The sequence below is a fragment of the Streptomyces purpureus genome (genome assembly GCF_014648195.1).
GTDB classification, from domain to species: Bacteria; Actinomycetota; Actinomycetes; order Streptomycetales; family Streptomycetaceae; genus Streptomyces; species Streptomyces purpureus.
The window spans coordinates 164,869-181,205 of the sequence record NZ_BMQQ01000014.1 but is presented as its reverse complement, the minus strand read 5'-3'; the positions used below and the strand labels follow the sequence as shown (position 1 = coordinate 181,205).

General features: G+C 69.8%; 10 protein-coding genes. 5 read left to right on the top strand and 5 right to left on the bottom strand.

The window, feature by feature from the left end:
• Window positions 1-113: 113 nt before the first annotated feature.
• The 4 genes from IEZ01_RS19520 to metH form a co-directional block, all read right to left on the bottom strand.
• Window positions 114-1,697, bottom strand: coding sequence for an ABC transporter substrate-binding protein (locus IEZ01_RS19520; protein ID WP_019885002.1), 1,584 nt, complete (start codon window positions 1,695-1,697; stop codon window positions 114-116).
• Window positions 1,698-1,767: 70 nt separating this feature from the next.
• Window positions 1,768-3,369, bottom strand: a complete 1,602-nt coding sequence (locus IEZ01_RS19515) for an ABC transporter substrate-binding protein (RefSeq protein WP_189202803.1) — start codon at window positions 3,367-3,369, stop codon at window positions 1,768-1,770.
• 461 nt (window positions 3,370-3,830) lie between these two features.
• A complete protein-coding gene (locus tag IEZ01_RS19510; RefSeq protein ID WP_019885004.1) occupies window positions 3,831-4,532 on the bottom strand; it encodes an HAD family hydrolase in 702 nt (233 codons plus the stop codon).
• Window positions 4,533-4,690: 158 nt separating this feature from the next.
• Entirely contained in the window at window positions 4,691-8,200 is a 3,510-nt protein-coding gene (gene metH / locus IEZ01_RS19505) for a methionine synthase (protein WP_028797340.1), read from the bottom strand.
• 288 nt (window positions 8,201-8,488) lie between these two features.
• Here metH and IEZ01_RS19500 point away from each other — a divergent pair, with 288 nt between their 5' ends.
• The 5 genes from IEZ01_RS19500 (at window position 8,489) to IEZ01_RS19480 (ending at window position 14,883) form a co-directional block, all read left to right on the top strand.
• On the top strand, window positions 8,489-9,253 hold the full coding sequence (locus tag IEZ01_RS19500) for an IclR family transcriptional regulator (RefSeq protein WP_019885006.1): 765 nt from the start codon (window positions 8,489-8,491) through the stop codon (window positions 9,251-9,253).
• Between the two features lie 395 nt (window positions 9,254-9,648).
• Complete coding sequence (locus tag IEZ01_RS19495) at window positions 9,649-10,437, top strand: MIP/aquaporin family protein (RefSeq protein WP_019885007.1); 789 nt, start codon at window positions 9,649-9,651, stop codon at window positions 10,435-10,437.
• A gap of 35 nt (window positions 10,438-10,472) precedes the next feature.
• Entirely contained in the window at window positions 10,473-12,008 is a 1,536-nt protein-coding gene (glpK, locus tag IEZ01_RS19490; protein WP_019885008.1) for a glycerol kinase GlpK, read from the top strand.
• Between the two features lie 6 nt (window positions 12,009-12,014).
• On the top strand, window positions 12,015-13,622 hold the full coding sequence (locus IEZ01_RS19485; RefSeq protein WP_189202800.1) for a glycerol-3-phosphate dehydrogenase/oxidase: 1,608 nt from the start codon (window positions 12,015-12,017) through the stop codon (window positions 13,620-13,622).
• A gap of 217 nt (window positions 13,623-13,839) precedes the next feature.
• Window positions 13,840-14,883, top strand: a complete 1,044-nt coding sequence (locus IEZ01_RS19480; RefSeq protein ID WP_229833073.1) for a PAC2 family protein — start codon at window positions 13,840-13,842, stop codon at window positions 14,881-14,883.
• 137 nt (window positions 14,884-15,020) lie between these two features.
• On the opposite strand, the gene mshC is transcribed toward IEZ01_RS19480, so the two are convergent.
• A complete protein-coding gene (gene mshC / locus IEZ01_RS19475) occupies window positions 15,021-16,250 on the bottom strand; it encodes a cysteine--1-D-myo-inosityl 2-amino-2-deoxy-alpha-D-glucopyranoside ligase (RefSeq protein WP_019885011.1) in 1,230 nt (409 codons plus the stop codon).
• Window positions 16,251-16,337: the final 87 nt, after the last annotated feature.

Here is a 16,337-nt window from a genome sequence, read left to right as displayed (position 1 = left end):
GCCTTCAGCACCTCAAAATCCACGATCCCCGCAACTCCCTGAACTTCAGGGTGTTGCGGGGATCAATAGAACCCGCCTGAGCCGAGGGGGCGCCGTCGTGTGCGCGGGGCGGGTCAGCCCTTCTTGATCTCCCAGAAGCGGAAGACGGTCGAGGCGTCGAGGGTCCACTCCAGGCCGGTGATGTTGCCGCGGGCGACCGCGTACTGCTTGCCCTGCCACAGCGGGAGGAGCGGCAGCTCTTCGGCGACGATGTTCTGGAGGTCGGCGAAGTCCTTCTCGGTGGTGGACCGGTCGGCGGTCGCGGACGTCCGCGGGATGAGGGTCTTGGAGATGGTGGGGTTCTCGTAGTTGTTGGCGAGAACGTTGCCCTCGCCGAAGAACGGCTGCGTGAAGTTGTCGGGGTCCGGGTAGTCGGGGACCCAGCCCTTCACGTACACGCCGTACTTGCCGGCCTTGATGTCCTTCTCGTACTGCTCGATCGGCACGGACTTCATGGTCGCGTCGAACAGGCCGCTCTTGTTGAGCTGGCCGACGATCGCCGTGATCTCCTCGTCGGTGGCCGGGCCGTAACGGCTGGGCGTGGACCAGAGGGTGAGCTTGACCTTGTCCTTGACGCCGGCCGAACGCAGCGCCTTGCGGGCCTTGTCGACGTTGGGACGGCCGCCGTAGGCGTCGAAGAAGGCGGTGTTGTGGCCGACGACGCCGGCCGGGACGATCGAGTACAGCGGGCTGGCCGTGGAGCGGTGGACGTGCTGGACCAGGGCGTCGCGGTCGACGAGGTGGGCGATGGCCTTGCGTACGCCGAGCTTGCCGACGACCGGGTCCTTGACGTTGAAGACGAGGTGCTGGACCTCGGCGCTGGTGCCCTCCATGACGGAGATGCCCTTGGCGTCCTCGGAGCCCTGGAGGGTGGCGATGTCGCCGGCGGCGAGGCCTCGGTAGGCGACGTCGATGTCACCCTTGCCGAGCGCGTCGGAGAGGGCCTTGCGGTCGCCCTTGAAGAACTTGAGGGTGATGCCGCCGTTCTTGGGCTTGGCGTTGCCGCGGTACTCCGGGTTGACAGCGAAGACGGCCTGGCCGTCGTCGAAGGACTCCAGCTTGTACGGGCCGGAGCCGACGGCCTTGTCGTCGGTGCGCAGTCCGTCGGCGGAGTACTCGCGGTGGTCCACGATGGAGCCGGCGCCCGAGGCGATCTTGCTGGGGAATGTGGCGTCCGGGACCTTGAGCTTGAAGACGACGGTCTGGTCGTCCGGCGTCTCGATGGAGGCGATGGTGGAGAGCAGCGGCGCCGGGCCGGACTCGTCGTTGATCTTCATCGCGCGCTCGAAGGAGTACTTGACGTCCTTCGAGGTCAGCGGGTTGCCGTTGCTGAACTTGAGGCCGCTGCGCAGCGTGCAGCGGTAGACGGTGCTGCCGCCCTGGGCGAAGCCGCACTTCTCGGCGGCCTCCGGCTCCGGGGAGGAGGCGCCCTTGGGGAAGCTCAGCAGGGACTGGAAGACGTTGTTGAAGAGCAGCCAGGAGCCCGGGTCGTAACCGGCGGCGGGGTCCGTCGCCAGGACCTCGTCGGACATGCCGACGACGACGGCGTTGCCGGCACCGGCGTCTCCGCCGTTCTTCTCCGAACCGCAGCCGCTGAGCAGGGCGGCGGCCACCCCCGCGGCGAGCGGGGCCGTCAGCCACTTGTTGTGTGCCTTCACAGAACCTTGAACCTTGCCTTGATCACTTTCAACCGGCCGTGCGGCTGCGCGGCCGGGCACAGAAGGGGGGTCAGGCGCCGCCGCGGCCGAGCTCCCAGAGCTGCAGGTCCGAGGAGGTGTTGAGCGCCCATTCGACGCCGCTGACGTCGGACTGGGCGGCCACGTACTGCTTGCCCTGCCACAGCGGCAGGACGGGCACGTCGGTGGCGACGATGTCCTGCATCCGGGCGAAGGTGCCGGCCGCGGCGGTGCGGTCCGCCTCGCGGCGGGACGCGGGGATCAGCTGCGCGCGTACCACGTTGTTGGCGTAGGGCGTGTTGAGGAAGTTGTCCGCGTCGAGGAAGGGCGCGATGTAGTTGTCGGGGTCGGGGAAGTCGGGGAACCAGCCGAGGCCGTAGACGGCGTAGTCGCCGCGCTTCTGGGCGGGCCTGAACTTGGACCACTCGACGCCCTTGACGGTGACGTCGAAGAGCCGGGTGGCGTTGAGCTGGCCGCGCAGGGCCTCGAACTCCTTGGCGGTACCGGGGCCGTAGTGGTCGGTGGTGTAGTGCAGGGTCAGCTTCACCGGGGTGGACACGTCTGCCTTGCGGAGAATCTCCGCGGCCTGCCGCGCGTTCGGCTCGCCGTAGCGGTTGAAGAAGGAGTTGGTGTGCCCGGCGATGCTGGAGGGGATCAGCGAGTACAGCGGCTGGGCGGTGGAGCCGTAGACCTTGCCGGCGATCTGGCCGCGGTCGACGACGGCGGCCATGGCCTGTCGTACGGCCTTGTCCTTGACCGAGGGGTGCTCGGTGTTGAAGCCGAGGTAGCGGATCTCCAGACCGGGCACCTCGGTGAGCTTGACGCTCTCCTTGGGCTTGTCGGTGAGGTCCTTGATCTGGTCCGGCGACATGGCGCGGGCCATCACGTCGATCTCGTCGGCGTCGAAGGCCTTGCCCATGGCGTCGGCGTCCGCGAACGAGCGCAGTTCGACCTTCTCGTTGCGGAGCTTGATGTCGCCCTTGTACTTCGGGTTCTTGGTGAAGACGGCCCGGGTCACGCGGTCGCCGTCGTGGTCGACGCGCACGGTGTACGGGCCGGAGCCGTCGATCGCGAAGCCGTCGCGGAGCTTCTGGCCGTCGTACTTGGCCTTGCTGAGGATGCCGGCGACGGGGGTGGAGAGCTTGTACGGGAAGGTGGCGTCCGGGGTCTTGAGGTGGAAGACCACTTCCTTGTCGCCCTTGGGCTCGATGGTGTCGATGCCGGCGAGCAGGGCGGCCGTTCCGTTGTCGGACTTGATGTCAAGGACCCGCTCGATGGAGAACTTGACGTCCTTGGCGGTGACCGGGGTGCCGTCGGCGAAGGTCAGGCCGTCGCGCAGGGTGCAGCGGTAGCTCTGGCTGACCTTGTCGGTGAAGCCGCACTTCTCGGCGGCCTCGGGGACCGGCGCGCCGCTGCCGCGGGGGACGTGCATCAGCGTCTGGACGGTCTGGCGAAGGACGTTCCAGGCCCCGGTGTCGTAGGCGAAGGCCGGGTCGAAGGGGGCGGGAGCGTCCTCGGTCGCGACGAACTGGTCCGTGGTGCCCACGACTATGTCGCCGCCGCCGCCCGATCCGCCGTTCGAGGCGCCACAGGCGACCAGTACGGGGGCGAGCAGGCCGGCCAGGGCCGGCAGCGCCAGAGTCTTGCGGTTCATCCTGGACGTTCTCCCTCATCCGGCACTGAGATACAGCGGGGTCATGGACACTCCGCCGCTGCCGCCCGGTCAGGGCGGGAGCGATCGTGGCCGGAACGTGCGATCGGTCCTGTGTTCACGGCGACTTGGGTTTGTCACCGCGGCACGCGGAGGGTGCGGCGAAGTACTCGCGAAAGATTAGTCGGCGGCGTCAGGAATGCCGGACCGGACCCAAGGGGACGTCAATGCGCACAGTGATCGGTAATGCACTCCGTTCGATGACCATGCAGCGGAAGGATTCGTACAGGGAACACCGAATCGGGACACATGGGTGGGGGCGCTGCGGTGGATTCCGGACATGACGCTACGGACAGGCCACCGGGGAGACGCCACGGTGCGTGACCAAGGTCACGGCCGGGCTTTTCCATGGGAAAGCCCGGCCTAATTCAGCGGCATTACCCGCGCCACGCTCGGTGCGCGGTTCAGTGCATTCCCGTGATCAGGGTGCGCAGAAAGCGAAGATCGACTTCTTCGAGGGAGCGGACGACGACCCGGCCGGCCGAGGGAGCGATGGGGGCGACGGAGGGGACGGCGACCACCCGGCAGCCGGCCGCCTCGGCGGAGGCGACGCCGGTGGCCGTGTCCTCGATGACGGCGCAGCGGGACGGCTCGGCGCCGATGCCCCGGGCGGCGTGCAGGTAGGGGTCGGGGTGCGGCTTGGTCCTGGGCACCTCGTCACCGGCGACGGTGAGGGTGAAGCGGTCGCGGCCCAGGGAGGCGAGGACGCGGTCGATGATCCGGCGGTGCGAGGCGGAGACCAGGGCGGTGGGGATGTTGTGCGCGGCCAGCTCGGTCAGCAGCCGCTCGGCGCCGGGCATCAGGGGGACACCGCGGTCGATCCGCTGCTCGAACTTCTCGTTGAGCAGGACGGTGAGCTCGGCGAGGGTGATGTCGGCTCCGGTGGCCTCGATCAGATAGCCGGCGCTGCGGGTCATCGGACCGCCGACGACCACGTCGCGCCAGGACTCGTCGAGCTCATGGCCGAGCGCTCGGAACGCCTCGACCTCCGCGTCCCACCAGAACCCCTCGGTGTCGACCAGCGTGCCGTCCATGTCGAGGAAGACGGCCTGCAGGGCGGAGCCCTCGGCCGTACGGGTCAAGGACGCGGGGACCGTACTGGTCATCGGCACACCTTCCGAGAGGGACGAGAAGGCCGGCAGCTCTCCCAGGTGGGAAGGCTGCCGGCCTGCGCTGGACCGAACAGTGTACGTCCGGGACGTACCGGACGCATCGTGGTTTTCCCCGGGGTCTCCGGGGTTTTCCGTCCAGCGTGACGCGGGGGCTACCGCGCGTTGAAGTACTTCGCCTCCGGGTGGTGGATGACGATGGCGTCGGTGGACTGCTCCGGGTGGAGCTGGAACTCCTCGGAGAGGTGTACGCCGATCCGCTCGGGCTGGAGCATCTCGGCGATCTTGGCGCGGTCCTCCAGGTCGGGGCAGGCGCCGTAGCCGAGGGAGAACCGCGCGCCCCGGTACTTCAGCGCGAACATGTCCTCGACGTCGGCGGGGTCCTCCCCCGCGAAGCCGAGCTCGGCCCGCACGCGCGCGTGCCAGTACTCGGCGAGGGCCTCGGCCAGCTGGACGGAGAGTCCGTGCAGTTCCAGGTAGTCGCGGTAGGAGTCGGCCTCGAAGAGCTTGGCCGTTGCCTCGCCGATCTTGGAACCGACGGTGACGACCTGGAGGCCGACGACGTCGGTCTCGCCGGACTCCTCCGGGCGGAAGAAGTCCGCGAGGCAGAGCCGCCGGCCGCGGCGCTGGCGCGGGAAGGTGAAGCGGGTCCGCTCGGAGCCGTCCTCGCCGAGGATGATCAGGTCGTCGCCCTTGGAGACGCAGGGGAAGTAACCGTAGACGACGGCGGCTTCCAGCAGGTTCTGGGTGTGGAGCTGTTCCAGCAGACCGCGCAGACGGGGGCGGCCCTCGCTCTCGACGAGCTCCTCGTAGCTGGGGCCCTCGCCGGTGCGGTTCTGCTTGAGGCCCCACTGGCCCTTGAAGAGGGCGCCCTCGTCGAGCCAGCTCGCGTACTCCTTGAGCTGGATGCCCTTGATGACCCGGGTGCCCCAGAACGGCGGCTCGGGCACGGGGTTGTCGGTGGCGACGTCGGAGCGGCCGCCCTCCTGCGGTTCGACGGTCTCCACGACGGCGGTGGTGGCCCGGACCCGGCGCTGCTTGAGCTCGGGCAGGCTGGCCCCGGGGACGCCGCGCTTGACGGCGATCAGCGCGTCCATCAGGCGCAGGCCCTCGAACGCGTCGCGGGCGTAGCGGACTTCGCCCTCGTAGATCTCGTGCAGGTCCTGCTCGACGTACGCGCGGGTGAGGGCGGCGCCACCGAGGATGACCGGGTAGTCGGCCGCCAGCTTGCGCTGGTTGAGCTCCTCCAGGTTCTCCTTCATGATCACGGTGGACTTCACCAGGAGACCGGACATGCCGATGACGTCGGCCTTGTGCTCCTCGGCGGCCTCCAGGATGGCGGAGACGGGCTGCTTGATGCCGAGGTTGACGACGTTGTAGCCGTTGTTGGACAGGATGATGTCGACGAGGTTCTTGCCGATGTCGTGGACGTCGCCGCGGACGGTGGCGAGGACGATGGTGCCCTTGCCCTCGGCGTCGGACTTCTCCATGTGCGGTTCGAGGTAGGCCACCGCGTTCTTCATGACCTCGGCGGACTGGAGGACGAACGGCAGCTGCATCTGGCCGGAGCCGAAGAGCTCACCGACGACCTTCATGCCGTCCAGCAGGGTCTCGTTGACGATGTCGAGAGCGGGGCGAGTCTGCAGGGCCTCGGCGAGGTCGGTCTCCAGGCCGTTCTTCTCGCCGTCGATGATGCGCCGCTTGAGCCGCTCCTCCAGCGGCAGGGCGAGCAGCTCCTCGGCCTTGCCGGCCTTCATCGACTTGGTGTTGACGCCCTCGAAGAGCTCCATGAGCTTCTGGAGGGGGTCGTAGCCCTCGGTGCGCCGGTCGTAGATCAGGTCGAGGGCGGTGTTGACCTGCTCCTCGTCGAACCGGGCGATCGGCAGGATCTTGGAGGCGTGCACGATGGCCGAGTCGAGCCCGGCCTTGACGCACTCGTCGAGGAAGACGGAGTTGAGCAGGATGCGGGCGGCCGGGTTGAGGCCGAAGGAGATGTTGGACAGGCCCAGTGTGGTCTGCACGTCCGGGTGGCGGCGCTTGAGCTCGCGGATCGCCTCGATGGTGTGCACACCGTCCTTGCGGGACTCCTCCTGGCCCGTGCAGATGGTGAAGGTGAGGGTGTCGACGAGGATGTCGGACTCGAGGATGCCCCAGTTGGTGGTGAGGTCCTCGATGATGCGCTCGGCGATGGCGACCTTGTTCTCGACGGTACGGGCCTGGCCCTCCTCGTCGATGGTGAGCGCGATCAGCGCGGCGCCGTGCTCCTTGGCGAGCGCGGTGACCTTGGCGAAGCGGGACTCGGGCCCGTCGCCGTCCTCGTAGTTGACCGAGTTGATGACGGCCCGGCCGCCGAGCATCTCCAGACCGGCCTGGATGACGTTCAGCTCGGTGGAGTCCAGGACGATCGGCAGGGTGGAGGCGGTGGCGAACCGGCCCGCCAGCTCCCGCATGTCGGCGACGCCGTCGCGGCCGACGTAGTCGACGCACAGGTCGAGCATGTGCGCGCCCTCGCGGATCTGGTCGCGGGCCATCTCCACACAGTCGTCCCAGCGGCCCTCCAGCATGGCCTCGCGGAACTTCTTGGAACCGTTGGCGTTGGTCCGCTCGCCGATCGCCATGTACGCGGTGTCCTGGCGGAAGGGGACCGTCTGGTAGAGGGAGGCGGCACCGGGCTCGGGGCGCGGCTCGCGGACGGTCGGCGTGAGGTCGCGGACCCGCTCGACCACCTGGCGCAGGTGCTCCGGGGTCGTACCGCAGCAGCCGCCGACGAGCGACAGGCCGTACTCGCGGACGAAGGTCTCCTGGGCGTCGGCCAGCTCGGGGGCGGACAGCGGGTAGTGCGCGCCGTCCTTGCCGAGGACCGGCAGACCGGCGTTGGGCATGCAGGAGAGCGGGATACGGGAGTGGCGGGCGAGGTAGCGCAGGTGCTCGCTCATCTCGGCGGGGCCGGTGGCGCAGTTCAGGCCGATCATGTCGATGCCGAGCGGCTCCAGCGCGGTGAGCGCGGCGCCGATCTCCGAGCCGAGCAGCATGGTGCCGGTGGTCTCGACGGTGACGGAGCAGATCAGCGGCAGGTCGATGCCGAGGGTGTCCAGGGCGCGGCGGGCGCCGAGGATGGCGGCCTTGGTCTGGAGGAGGTCCTGGGTGGTCTCGACCAGCAGGGCGTCCGAGCCGCCGGTGATCATGCCTTCGGCGTTCTGCTGGTAGGCGTCGCGCAGGGTGGTGTAGCCGACGTGCCCGAGGGTGGGCAGCTTGGTGCCGGGGCCCATGGAGCCGAGCACCCAGCGCTGCTGTCCGGTGGAGGCGGTGTACGCGTCGGCGGCCTCGCGGGCGATGCGGGCGCCGGCCTCGGACAGCTCGAAATTGCGCTCGGGGATGTCGTACTCGGCCAGTGCGGCGAAGTTGGCGCCGAAGGTGTTGGTCTCGACGCAGTCGACGCCGACGGCGAAGTACGCCTCGTGGACCGAACGGACGATGTCCGGGCGGGTCACATTGAGGATCTCGTTGCAGCCTTCGAGGTTCTCGAAGTCCTCGAGGGTGGGGTCCTGCGCCTGGAGCATGGTGCCCATGGCACCGTCGGCCACCACCACGCGCGTGGCGAGTGCCTCACGGAGGGCTGCGGCTCGGGTCCGGCTGTCAGCGGAAGGGGTAGGCAACGAGGCCATGGATGTGCTCCCTGGAGTGCGACGGCTGTCGGCTTTGCGTCTTCGGTGGAAGGCGCACCGGGCCAGAGTAACCGCGCGGGAGCCGGGGCGGACATGGTGTCCCACGGGGCGGACGGCATGCTGTGTCCCGAGCTGTGTCCCCAGAAGCGGTCGCCGGGGGTCTTGACGGACACTTTCAGTGGTGACACAAGTTCGGCATGGACCGATAGTGTTCAGCATTGTCGAATGGCAAGATCGAATCCCCGCGCTAGTCCGCAGGGTCCAGAAGATGGGGAGAAGGGCCGGGCGATGGCGAAGAACATCCAGTCGCTTGAACGGGCGGCAGCGATGCTGCGACTGCTCGCGGGCGGCGAGCGCCGGCTCGGACTCTCCGACATCGCCTCGTCGCTCGGACTGGCCAAGGGCACGGCCCACGGCATTCTGCGCACCCTCCAGGCGGAGGGGTTCGTCGAGCAGGACGCGGCGTCGGGCCGCTACCAGCTGGGCGCCGAGCTGCTGCGGCTGGGCAACAGCTACCTCGACGTCCACGAGCTGCGGGCGCGCGCCCTGGTGTGGACGGACGACCTGGCCCGTTCCAGCGGCGAGAGCGTCCACCTGGGCGTCCTGCATCAGCAGGGCGTACTGATCGTGCACCACGTCTTCCGGCCGGACGACAGCCGGCAGGTGCTGGAGGTGGGGGCGATGCAGCCGCTGCACTCCACGGCCCTGGGCAAGGTCCTGTCGGCGTACGACCCGGTGGCGCACAGCGAGGCGCTGGAGGTCGAGCGGGAGACGTTCACCGCCCGTACGGTCACGGACCTGACCGACTTCGAGTCGGTGCTTGATCTGACACGCGCGCGTGGCTGGGCGGCGGACGTGGAGGAGACCTGGCAGGGCGTGGCCTCCGTGGCCGCGCCGATCCACGACCGGCGGCGGATGCCGGTGGGCGCGGTCGCCATCACGGGGGCCGTGGAGCGCGTCTGCGACGCAGGGGAGCTGCGTTCGGAGCTGGTGGCGGCGGTACGGGACTGTGCCCGCGCGGTCTCCCGTGACCTGGGCGCCGGCCGCTTCTGAGCCCACGCCGACGCGCGCCCGCGCCCGCGTACCCGCCGCGTCCGGATCCCGGCCATGGGCGCCCGCACCCCCAGGGGGCGGGCGCCTTTGCCGTAGGGCTCCGCAAGAGCCTCGTTGACCTGAAGAGCCTGCTTGACCTGCGGCACCGGGCCGCCGGCGAGGCCCTCGCCGGCCCGTCGGTAACGATCCGGTTTTCGGCCACGGAACCCTTGACGCGCTGTTAACCCGGGGGCAAAACTGCCGTTCATCGGTCGGCATTGTCGAACACCTACCGGCAATACGCGCTAGAGTGTCGCAAGGCCACGGGACCGGCATACGCCCTCACCTGAGGGCGCGGACCACCGGAGGGACCCGGTGGTTCGCCTTCCCCTGGACGAAGGACAAAGGAGTCGCGGGTGTCCAGCTCCGACATCTTCATCGGCGAGATCATTGGTACCGCCGTACTCATTCTGCTCGGCGGCGGCGTCGTCGCCGCCGTGGTACTCAAGCGCTCGAAGGCGCAGAACGCCGGGTGGCTGGCCATCACCTTCGGGTGGGGCTTCGCGGTCATGACCGCCGTATACATGGCAGGCACCCTCTCGGGCGCCCACCTGAACCCCGCCGTCACGGTGGGCATCGCGATCAAGGACGGGGACTGGAGCAACGCTCCGGTCTACTTCGCAGGCCAGCTGCTCGGCGCCATGCTCGGTGCCTTCCTGGTCTGGGTCGCGTACTACGGACAGTTCCAGGCCCACCTCACGGACCCGGAGATCATCTCCGCGCCCCCGCACGAGGAGGGCATGGTCGACCAGAAGGCCGCTCCGAAGGCCGGCCCGGTGCTGGGCGTCTTCTCCACCGGACCCGAGGTCCGGGTGGTCTGGCAGAACCTGGCCACCGAGATCATCGGCACCGCCGTGCTGGTCCTCGCGGTGCTCACGCAGGGACTCAACGACAGCGGCAAGGGCCTCGGTGTCCTCGGCGCGCTGATCACGGCCCTCGTCGTGGTCTCCATCGGCCTCTCGCTCGGCGGCCCGACCGGCTACGCCATCAACCCGGCCCGTGACCTCGGCCCGCGCATCATGCACGCCCTGCTGCCGCTGCCGAACAAGGGCGGCTCCGACTGGAGCTACGCCTGGATCCCGGTCGTCGGCCCCCTGGTGGGTGGCGCACTCGCCGCGGGTATCTACAACATCGCGTTCGCCTGAGCCGTCCTTCTTCCAGACTTACCCAGGAGCACACCGTGACCGACGCACACACCGCCGGCCCGTTCATCGCCGCCATCGACCAGGGCACCACCTCCAGCCGCTGCATCGTCTTCGACAAGGACGGCCGGATCGTCTCCGTCGACCAGAAGGAGCACGAGCAGATCTTCCCGAAGCCCGGCTGGGTCGAGCACGACGCCGCCGAGATCTGGACCAACGTCCAGGAGGTCGTCGCCGGGGCCATCGAGAAGGCCGGCATCACCGCCGCCGACGTGAAGGCCATCGGCATCACCAACCAGCGTGAGACCACGCTGCTGTGGGACAAGAACACCGGCGAGCCCGTCCACAACGCCCTCGTCTGGCAGGACACCCGCACCGACGCCCTCTGCAAGGAGCTCGGCCGCAACGTCGGCCAGGACCGCTTCCGCCGCGAGACCGGCCTGCCGCTCGCCTCGTACTTCTCCGGCCCGAAGGTCCGCTGGCTCCTCGACAACGTCGAGGGCCTGCGCGAGCGCGCCGAGCGCGGCGACATCCTCTTCGGCACCATGGACTCCTGGGTCATCTGGAACCTGACGGGCGGCGTCGACGGCGGCCACCACGTCACCGATGTCACCAACGCCTCGCGCACCATGCTGATGAACCTGCACACCATGGGCTGGGACGACAAGATCCTCCAGTCCATGGAGATCCCGGCCCAGGTGCTGCCGGAGATCCGGTCCTCCGCCGAGGTGTACGGCTCCGTCAAGGGCGGCGTCCTGGACGGCGTCCCGGTCGCCTCCGCGCTCGGCGACCAGCAGGCCGCCCTGTTCGGCCAGACGTGTTTCGCCGAGGGCGAGGCCAAGTCCACGTACGGCACCGGCACCTTCATGCTGATGAACACCGGTGACAAGGTCATCAACTCCTACAGCGGCCTGCTGACCACGGTCGGCTACCAGATCGGCGACCAGAAGCCGGTCTACGCCCTGGAGGGCTCGATCGCCGTCACCGGTTCGCTGGTGCAGTGGATGCGCGACCAGATGGGCCTGATCAAGTCCGCCGCCGAGATCGAGACCCTCGCGTCCTCGGTCGACGACAACGGCGGCGCCTACTTCGTGCCGGCCTTCTCCGGCCTGTTCGCCCCGTACTGGCGCTCCGACGCCCGCGGTGTGATCGCCGGCCTGACCCGGTACGTCACCAAGGCGCACATCGCGCGCGCCGTGCTCGAGGCCACCGCCTGGCAGACCCGCGAGATCACCGACGCCATGACGAAGGACTCCGGCGTCGAGCTGAGCGCGCTCAAGGTCGACGGCGGCATGACCTCCAACAACCTGCTGATGCAGACGCTCTCGGACTTCCTGGACGCGCCCGTCGTGCGTCCGATGGTCGCCGAGACCACCTGCCTCGGTGCCGCCTACGCCGCCGGTCTGGCCGTCGGCTTCTGGCCGGACACCGACGCGCTGCGCGCCAACTGGCGCCGCGCCGCGGAATGGACCCCTCGCATGGACGCCGACAAGCGTGACCGCGAGTACAAGAGCTGGCTGAAGGCCGTTGAGCGCTCGATGGGCTGGCTCGAAGACGGATCTGACGAGGAGTAAATCGACATGACCACCCTGCAGAGCGTCCCCGCCCTCGGGACGCGCCCGGCCGCTGGTTCCCTGCCGAGCCGCGCCGAGACTCGGGAGCAGCTTTCCAAGGCGACGTACGACCTCCTGGTGATCGGCGGTGGCATCCTGGGCATCTCCACCGCCTGGCACGCCGCGCAGTCGGGCCTGCGGGTGGCCCTGGTGGACGCCGGCGACTTCGCCGGCGCCACCTCCTCCGCCTCCTCCAAGCTGCTCCACGGCGGTCTGCGCTACCTGCAGACCGGCGCGGTGAAGCTGGTCGCGGAGAACCACTTCGAGCGGCGTGCGGTGTCGCGTCAGGTGGCACCGCACCTCGCCAACCCGCTCACCTTCTACCTGCCCGTCTACAAGGGCGGCCCGCACGGCGCCGCCAAGCTCGGCGCGGGCGTCTTCGCCTACAGCGCGCTGTCCGCGTTCGGTGACGGCGTCGGCCACCTTCTCTCTCCGGCCAAGGCCGCGCAGGACGTGCCCGAGCTGCGTACGGACAACCTCAAGGCCGTGGCCGTCTACGGCGACGACCAGATGAACGACGCCCGTATGGCGCTGATGACGGTCCGCGCGGCGGTCGCCGCCGGTGCGGTCGTCCTCAACCACGCCGAGGTCACCGGTCTGCGCTTCACCCGCGGCCGGGTCACCGGCGCCGACCTCAAGGACCGTACGAACGGCGAGGAGTTCGGCGTCGACGCGCGCCTCGTCCTCAACGCCACCGGTCCCTGGGTCGACCACCTGCGCAAGATGGAGGACCCGAACGCGGCCCCCTCCATCCGGCTGTCCAAGGGCGCGCACCTGGTCCTCAAGCGCACCTCCCCCTGGAAGGCCGCGCTCGCCACCCCGATCGACAAGTACCGCATCACCTTCGCCCTCCCCTGGGAGGACATGCTGCTGCTCGGCACCACCGACGAGGAGTACGAGGGCGACCCGGGCGAGGTCGCGGTCAACGACAAGGACGTCACCCAGATCCTGGACGAGGCCGCGTTCTCCATACGCGACCAGCAGCTCTCCCGGGACCTGATCACCTACTCCTTCGCCGGTCTGCGGGTGCTGCCGGGCGGTCCCGGCGACACCTCCAAGGCCAAGCGCGAGACGGTGGTGACCGAGGGCCGCGGCGGCATGCTGTCGGTGGCCGGCGGCAAGTGGACGACCTTCCGCCACATCGGCCGTACGGTGATGAAGAAGCTGGAGCAGCTTCCCGGCCGGCCCCTGGGCGAGGACTACGAGCCGGTGTCGGAGCTGCCCAAGCGGCTGCCGCTGCCCGGTATCGCCAACCCCAACGCGGTCGTGCACCGGCTGCTCGTCGACGGCCCGGCCCCCGGCCCGCGGATGGCCGCCGACACCGCCAAGCACCTGGCGACGCACTACGGTTCGCTCTCGTTCGACATCGCCCGCATGGCGAACGACAACCCGGAGCTCGCCGAGCGCATCCACCCGGACGCCCCGGAGATCTGGGCGCAGGTCGCCTACGCCCGGGACCACGAGTGGGCCGAGACGGCGGACGACGTGCTGCGGCGCCGTACGACGCTGACCATCCGCGGCCTGGCCACGGACGAGATCCGCGCCAAGGTCGAGGGCATACTCGCGGCCAAGTAGGCCCGACACGCGTGTGGGTAAGGGGCGGTCTCCCTGGAGACCGCCCCTTACCTGTGAGGGCTGTGGCCCCGACGGAATCCGTCGTGTGCCGGTCCTGGATCGTGGGTAGTCGATCAAGGCCGGGGACGCACCCCGGACGCGTACGGGGGCTGCGGCCCGGCCCCCGGAAAGCCGTAAGGTTGGTCCGTACGACAGGAACTTCGGAAGGAGGCGCTGGGTGATCGAGCTCGAGGGGGTTCCCGAGCTGATCGACCCGGTCATGGTGGCCGCGTTCGAGGGCTGGAACGACGCCGGCGACGCCGCCTCCACCGCGGTCGCGCACCTGGAACGGGAGTGGAAGGGCGAGGTGTTCGCGGCGCTCGACGCCGAGGACTACTACGACTTCCAGGTCAACCGGCCCACGGTGTGGCTGGACGGCGGCGTGCGGAAGATCACGTGGCCGACGACCCGGCTCTCGGTGGTCCGGGTCGGCGGCGACAAGCCCCGCGACCTGGTCCTGGTGCGGGGTATCGAGCCGTCCATGCGCTGGCGTTCGTTCTGCAACGAGATCCTCGGCTTCGCCCATGAGCTGGGTGTGGAGATGGTGGTGATCCTGGGCGCGCTGCTCGGTGACACCCCGCACACCCGCCCGGTGCCGGTCAGTGGTGTCACGTCCGACCCGGACCTGGCGCGGACCATGGACCTGGAGGAGACCCGCTACGAGGGGCCGACGGGCATCGTCGGCATCCTCCAGGAGGCGTGCACGCACGCGGGTGTGCCCGCGGTGAGCCTGTGGGCGGCGGTGCCGCACTACGTGTCGCAGCCGCCCAACCCGAAGGCGACGCTGGCGCTCCTGAACCGGCTGGAGGATCTGATCGATCTGCGGATCCCGCTGGGCGAGCTGCCCGAGGACGCGCGGGCATGGCAGCTCGGGGTGGACCAGCTGGCCGCCGAGGACAGCGAAGTGGCCGAGTACGTCCAGACGCTGGAGGAGGCGCGGGACACCGCGGATCTGCCGGAGGCGTCCGGCGAGGCGATCGCCCGCGAGTTCGAGCGGTATCTGCGGCGGCGCGACGGCGGCCCCGCGCAGGGCCCCGGCCACGCCACGGAGAGCGGCGACAGCTCGTACCTGCGGGACACCTCCAGCGGCCGTACGAAGCCGCCCAAGCCGCCCAAGGCGGAGCCGGTCAGGCCGACGACGGCGAGGGCGACCGGGACGGCAGCGGGGACGGGGACGCCCCGGAGGCGTCCGAGGAGTGACCACGTCCGTCGGGTGACGTGAGCGGGGGCGGTGCCGGTTCGGCACCGCCCCCGCCTGCGTCCCCGGGACCGCCCCAACCGAAGGCGCCGGAGCAGGGGTTGGGAAAACGCACAGGGCCGCCCGTGGAGCAGTGTCCACGGGCGGCCCTGAACGGTCGGTCAGAGCGCGATGCCGAGGAGGGCGTCGACGGTGCGGGAGACGAGGCCGGGCGCGCCCTCGTCCGTACCGCCCTCGGCCTCCTGGAGCGCGGCCCAGCGGTCGACCGCGGCGAGCGCGGCGGGGGCGTCCAGGTCCTGGGCGAGTGCCTCGCGGACCTCCTCGACAAGCGCGTCGGCGGACGGGCCGTCGGGCCGGGAGACGGCGGCGCGCCAGCGGCCGAGCCGCGCCACGGCGTCCTCGAGGACCTGGTCGGTCCACTCCCAGTCGGCGCGGTAGTGGTGCGAGAGGAGCGAGAGGCGGATGGCGGCCGGGTCGACGCCGTCGCGCCGCAGCTTCGAGACGAAGACCAGGTTGCCGCGGGACTTGGACATCTTCTCGCCGTCGAGGGCGACCATGCCGGCGTGTACGTACGCCCGGGCGAAGGGATGCTCGCCGGTCAGCGCCTGGGCGTGCGAGGCGCCCATCTCGTGGTGCGGGAAGACCAGGTCGGATCCGCCGCCCTGGACGTCGAAGCTCATGCCGAGGTGGTCGAGGGCGATGGCGACGCACTCGATGTGCCAGCCGGGCCGGCCGGGGCCGAGGCTGGCGCCGTCCCAGCTGGGCTCGCCCTCACGGGCGGCCATCCAGAGCATCGGGTCGAGGGGGTTCTTCTTGCCGGGGCGCTCGGGGTCGCCGCCGCGCTCGGCGGAGAGCAGCCGCATCGCCTCGGCGTCCAGGCCGGACACCTCGCCGAAGTGCGGGTCGGCCTCGACGGAGAAGTAGATGTCACCTTCGAGCTCGTAGGCGGCTCCGGCGTCCCGCAGCCGCTCGACGAGCGGCACGATGCCCGGTATCGCCTCGACGGCGCCGATGTAGTGCTGGGGCGGCAGCATCCGCAGGGCGGTCATGTCCTCGCGGAACAGGGCGGTCTCCCGCTCGGCGAGACCGACCCAGTCGATGCCGTCGCGGACGGCCCGCTCAAGGAGCGGATCGTCCACGTCGGTGACGTTCTGGACGTAGTGAACCTGCCGCTTGGTGTCGAGCCACACGCGCTGCACGAGGTCGAACGCGTTGTAGGTCGCCGCGTGTCCCATGTGGGTGGCGTCGTACGGCGTGATGCCGCAGACGTAGATACGGGCGACGGGACCGGGGTCGAGGGTGACCGGACCGCCGGTCGCGGTGTCGTGGATCCGGAGGTCGCGGCCCTTGCCGGGCAGGGCGGGGACCTCGGAAGCGGGCCAGGCATGCATGTCTTGAAGCGTAACCGGACGCACGTTCCGGATACGAACCGGATGCGGGATCTTGACCGAGAAGGCCCTCTTGCGGTCCTGGGCCGT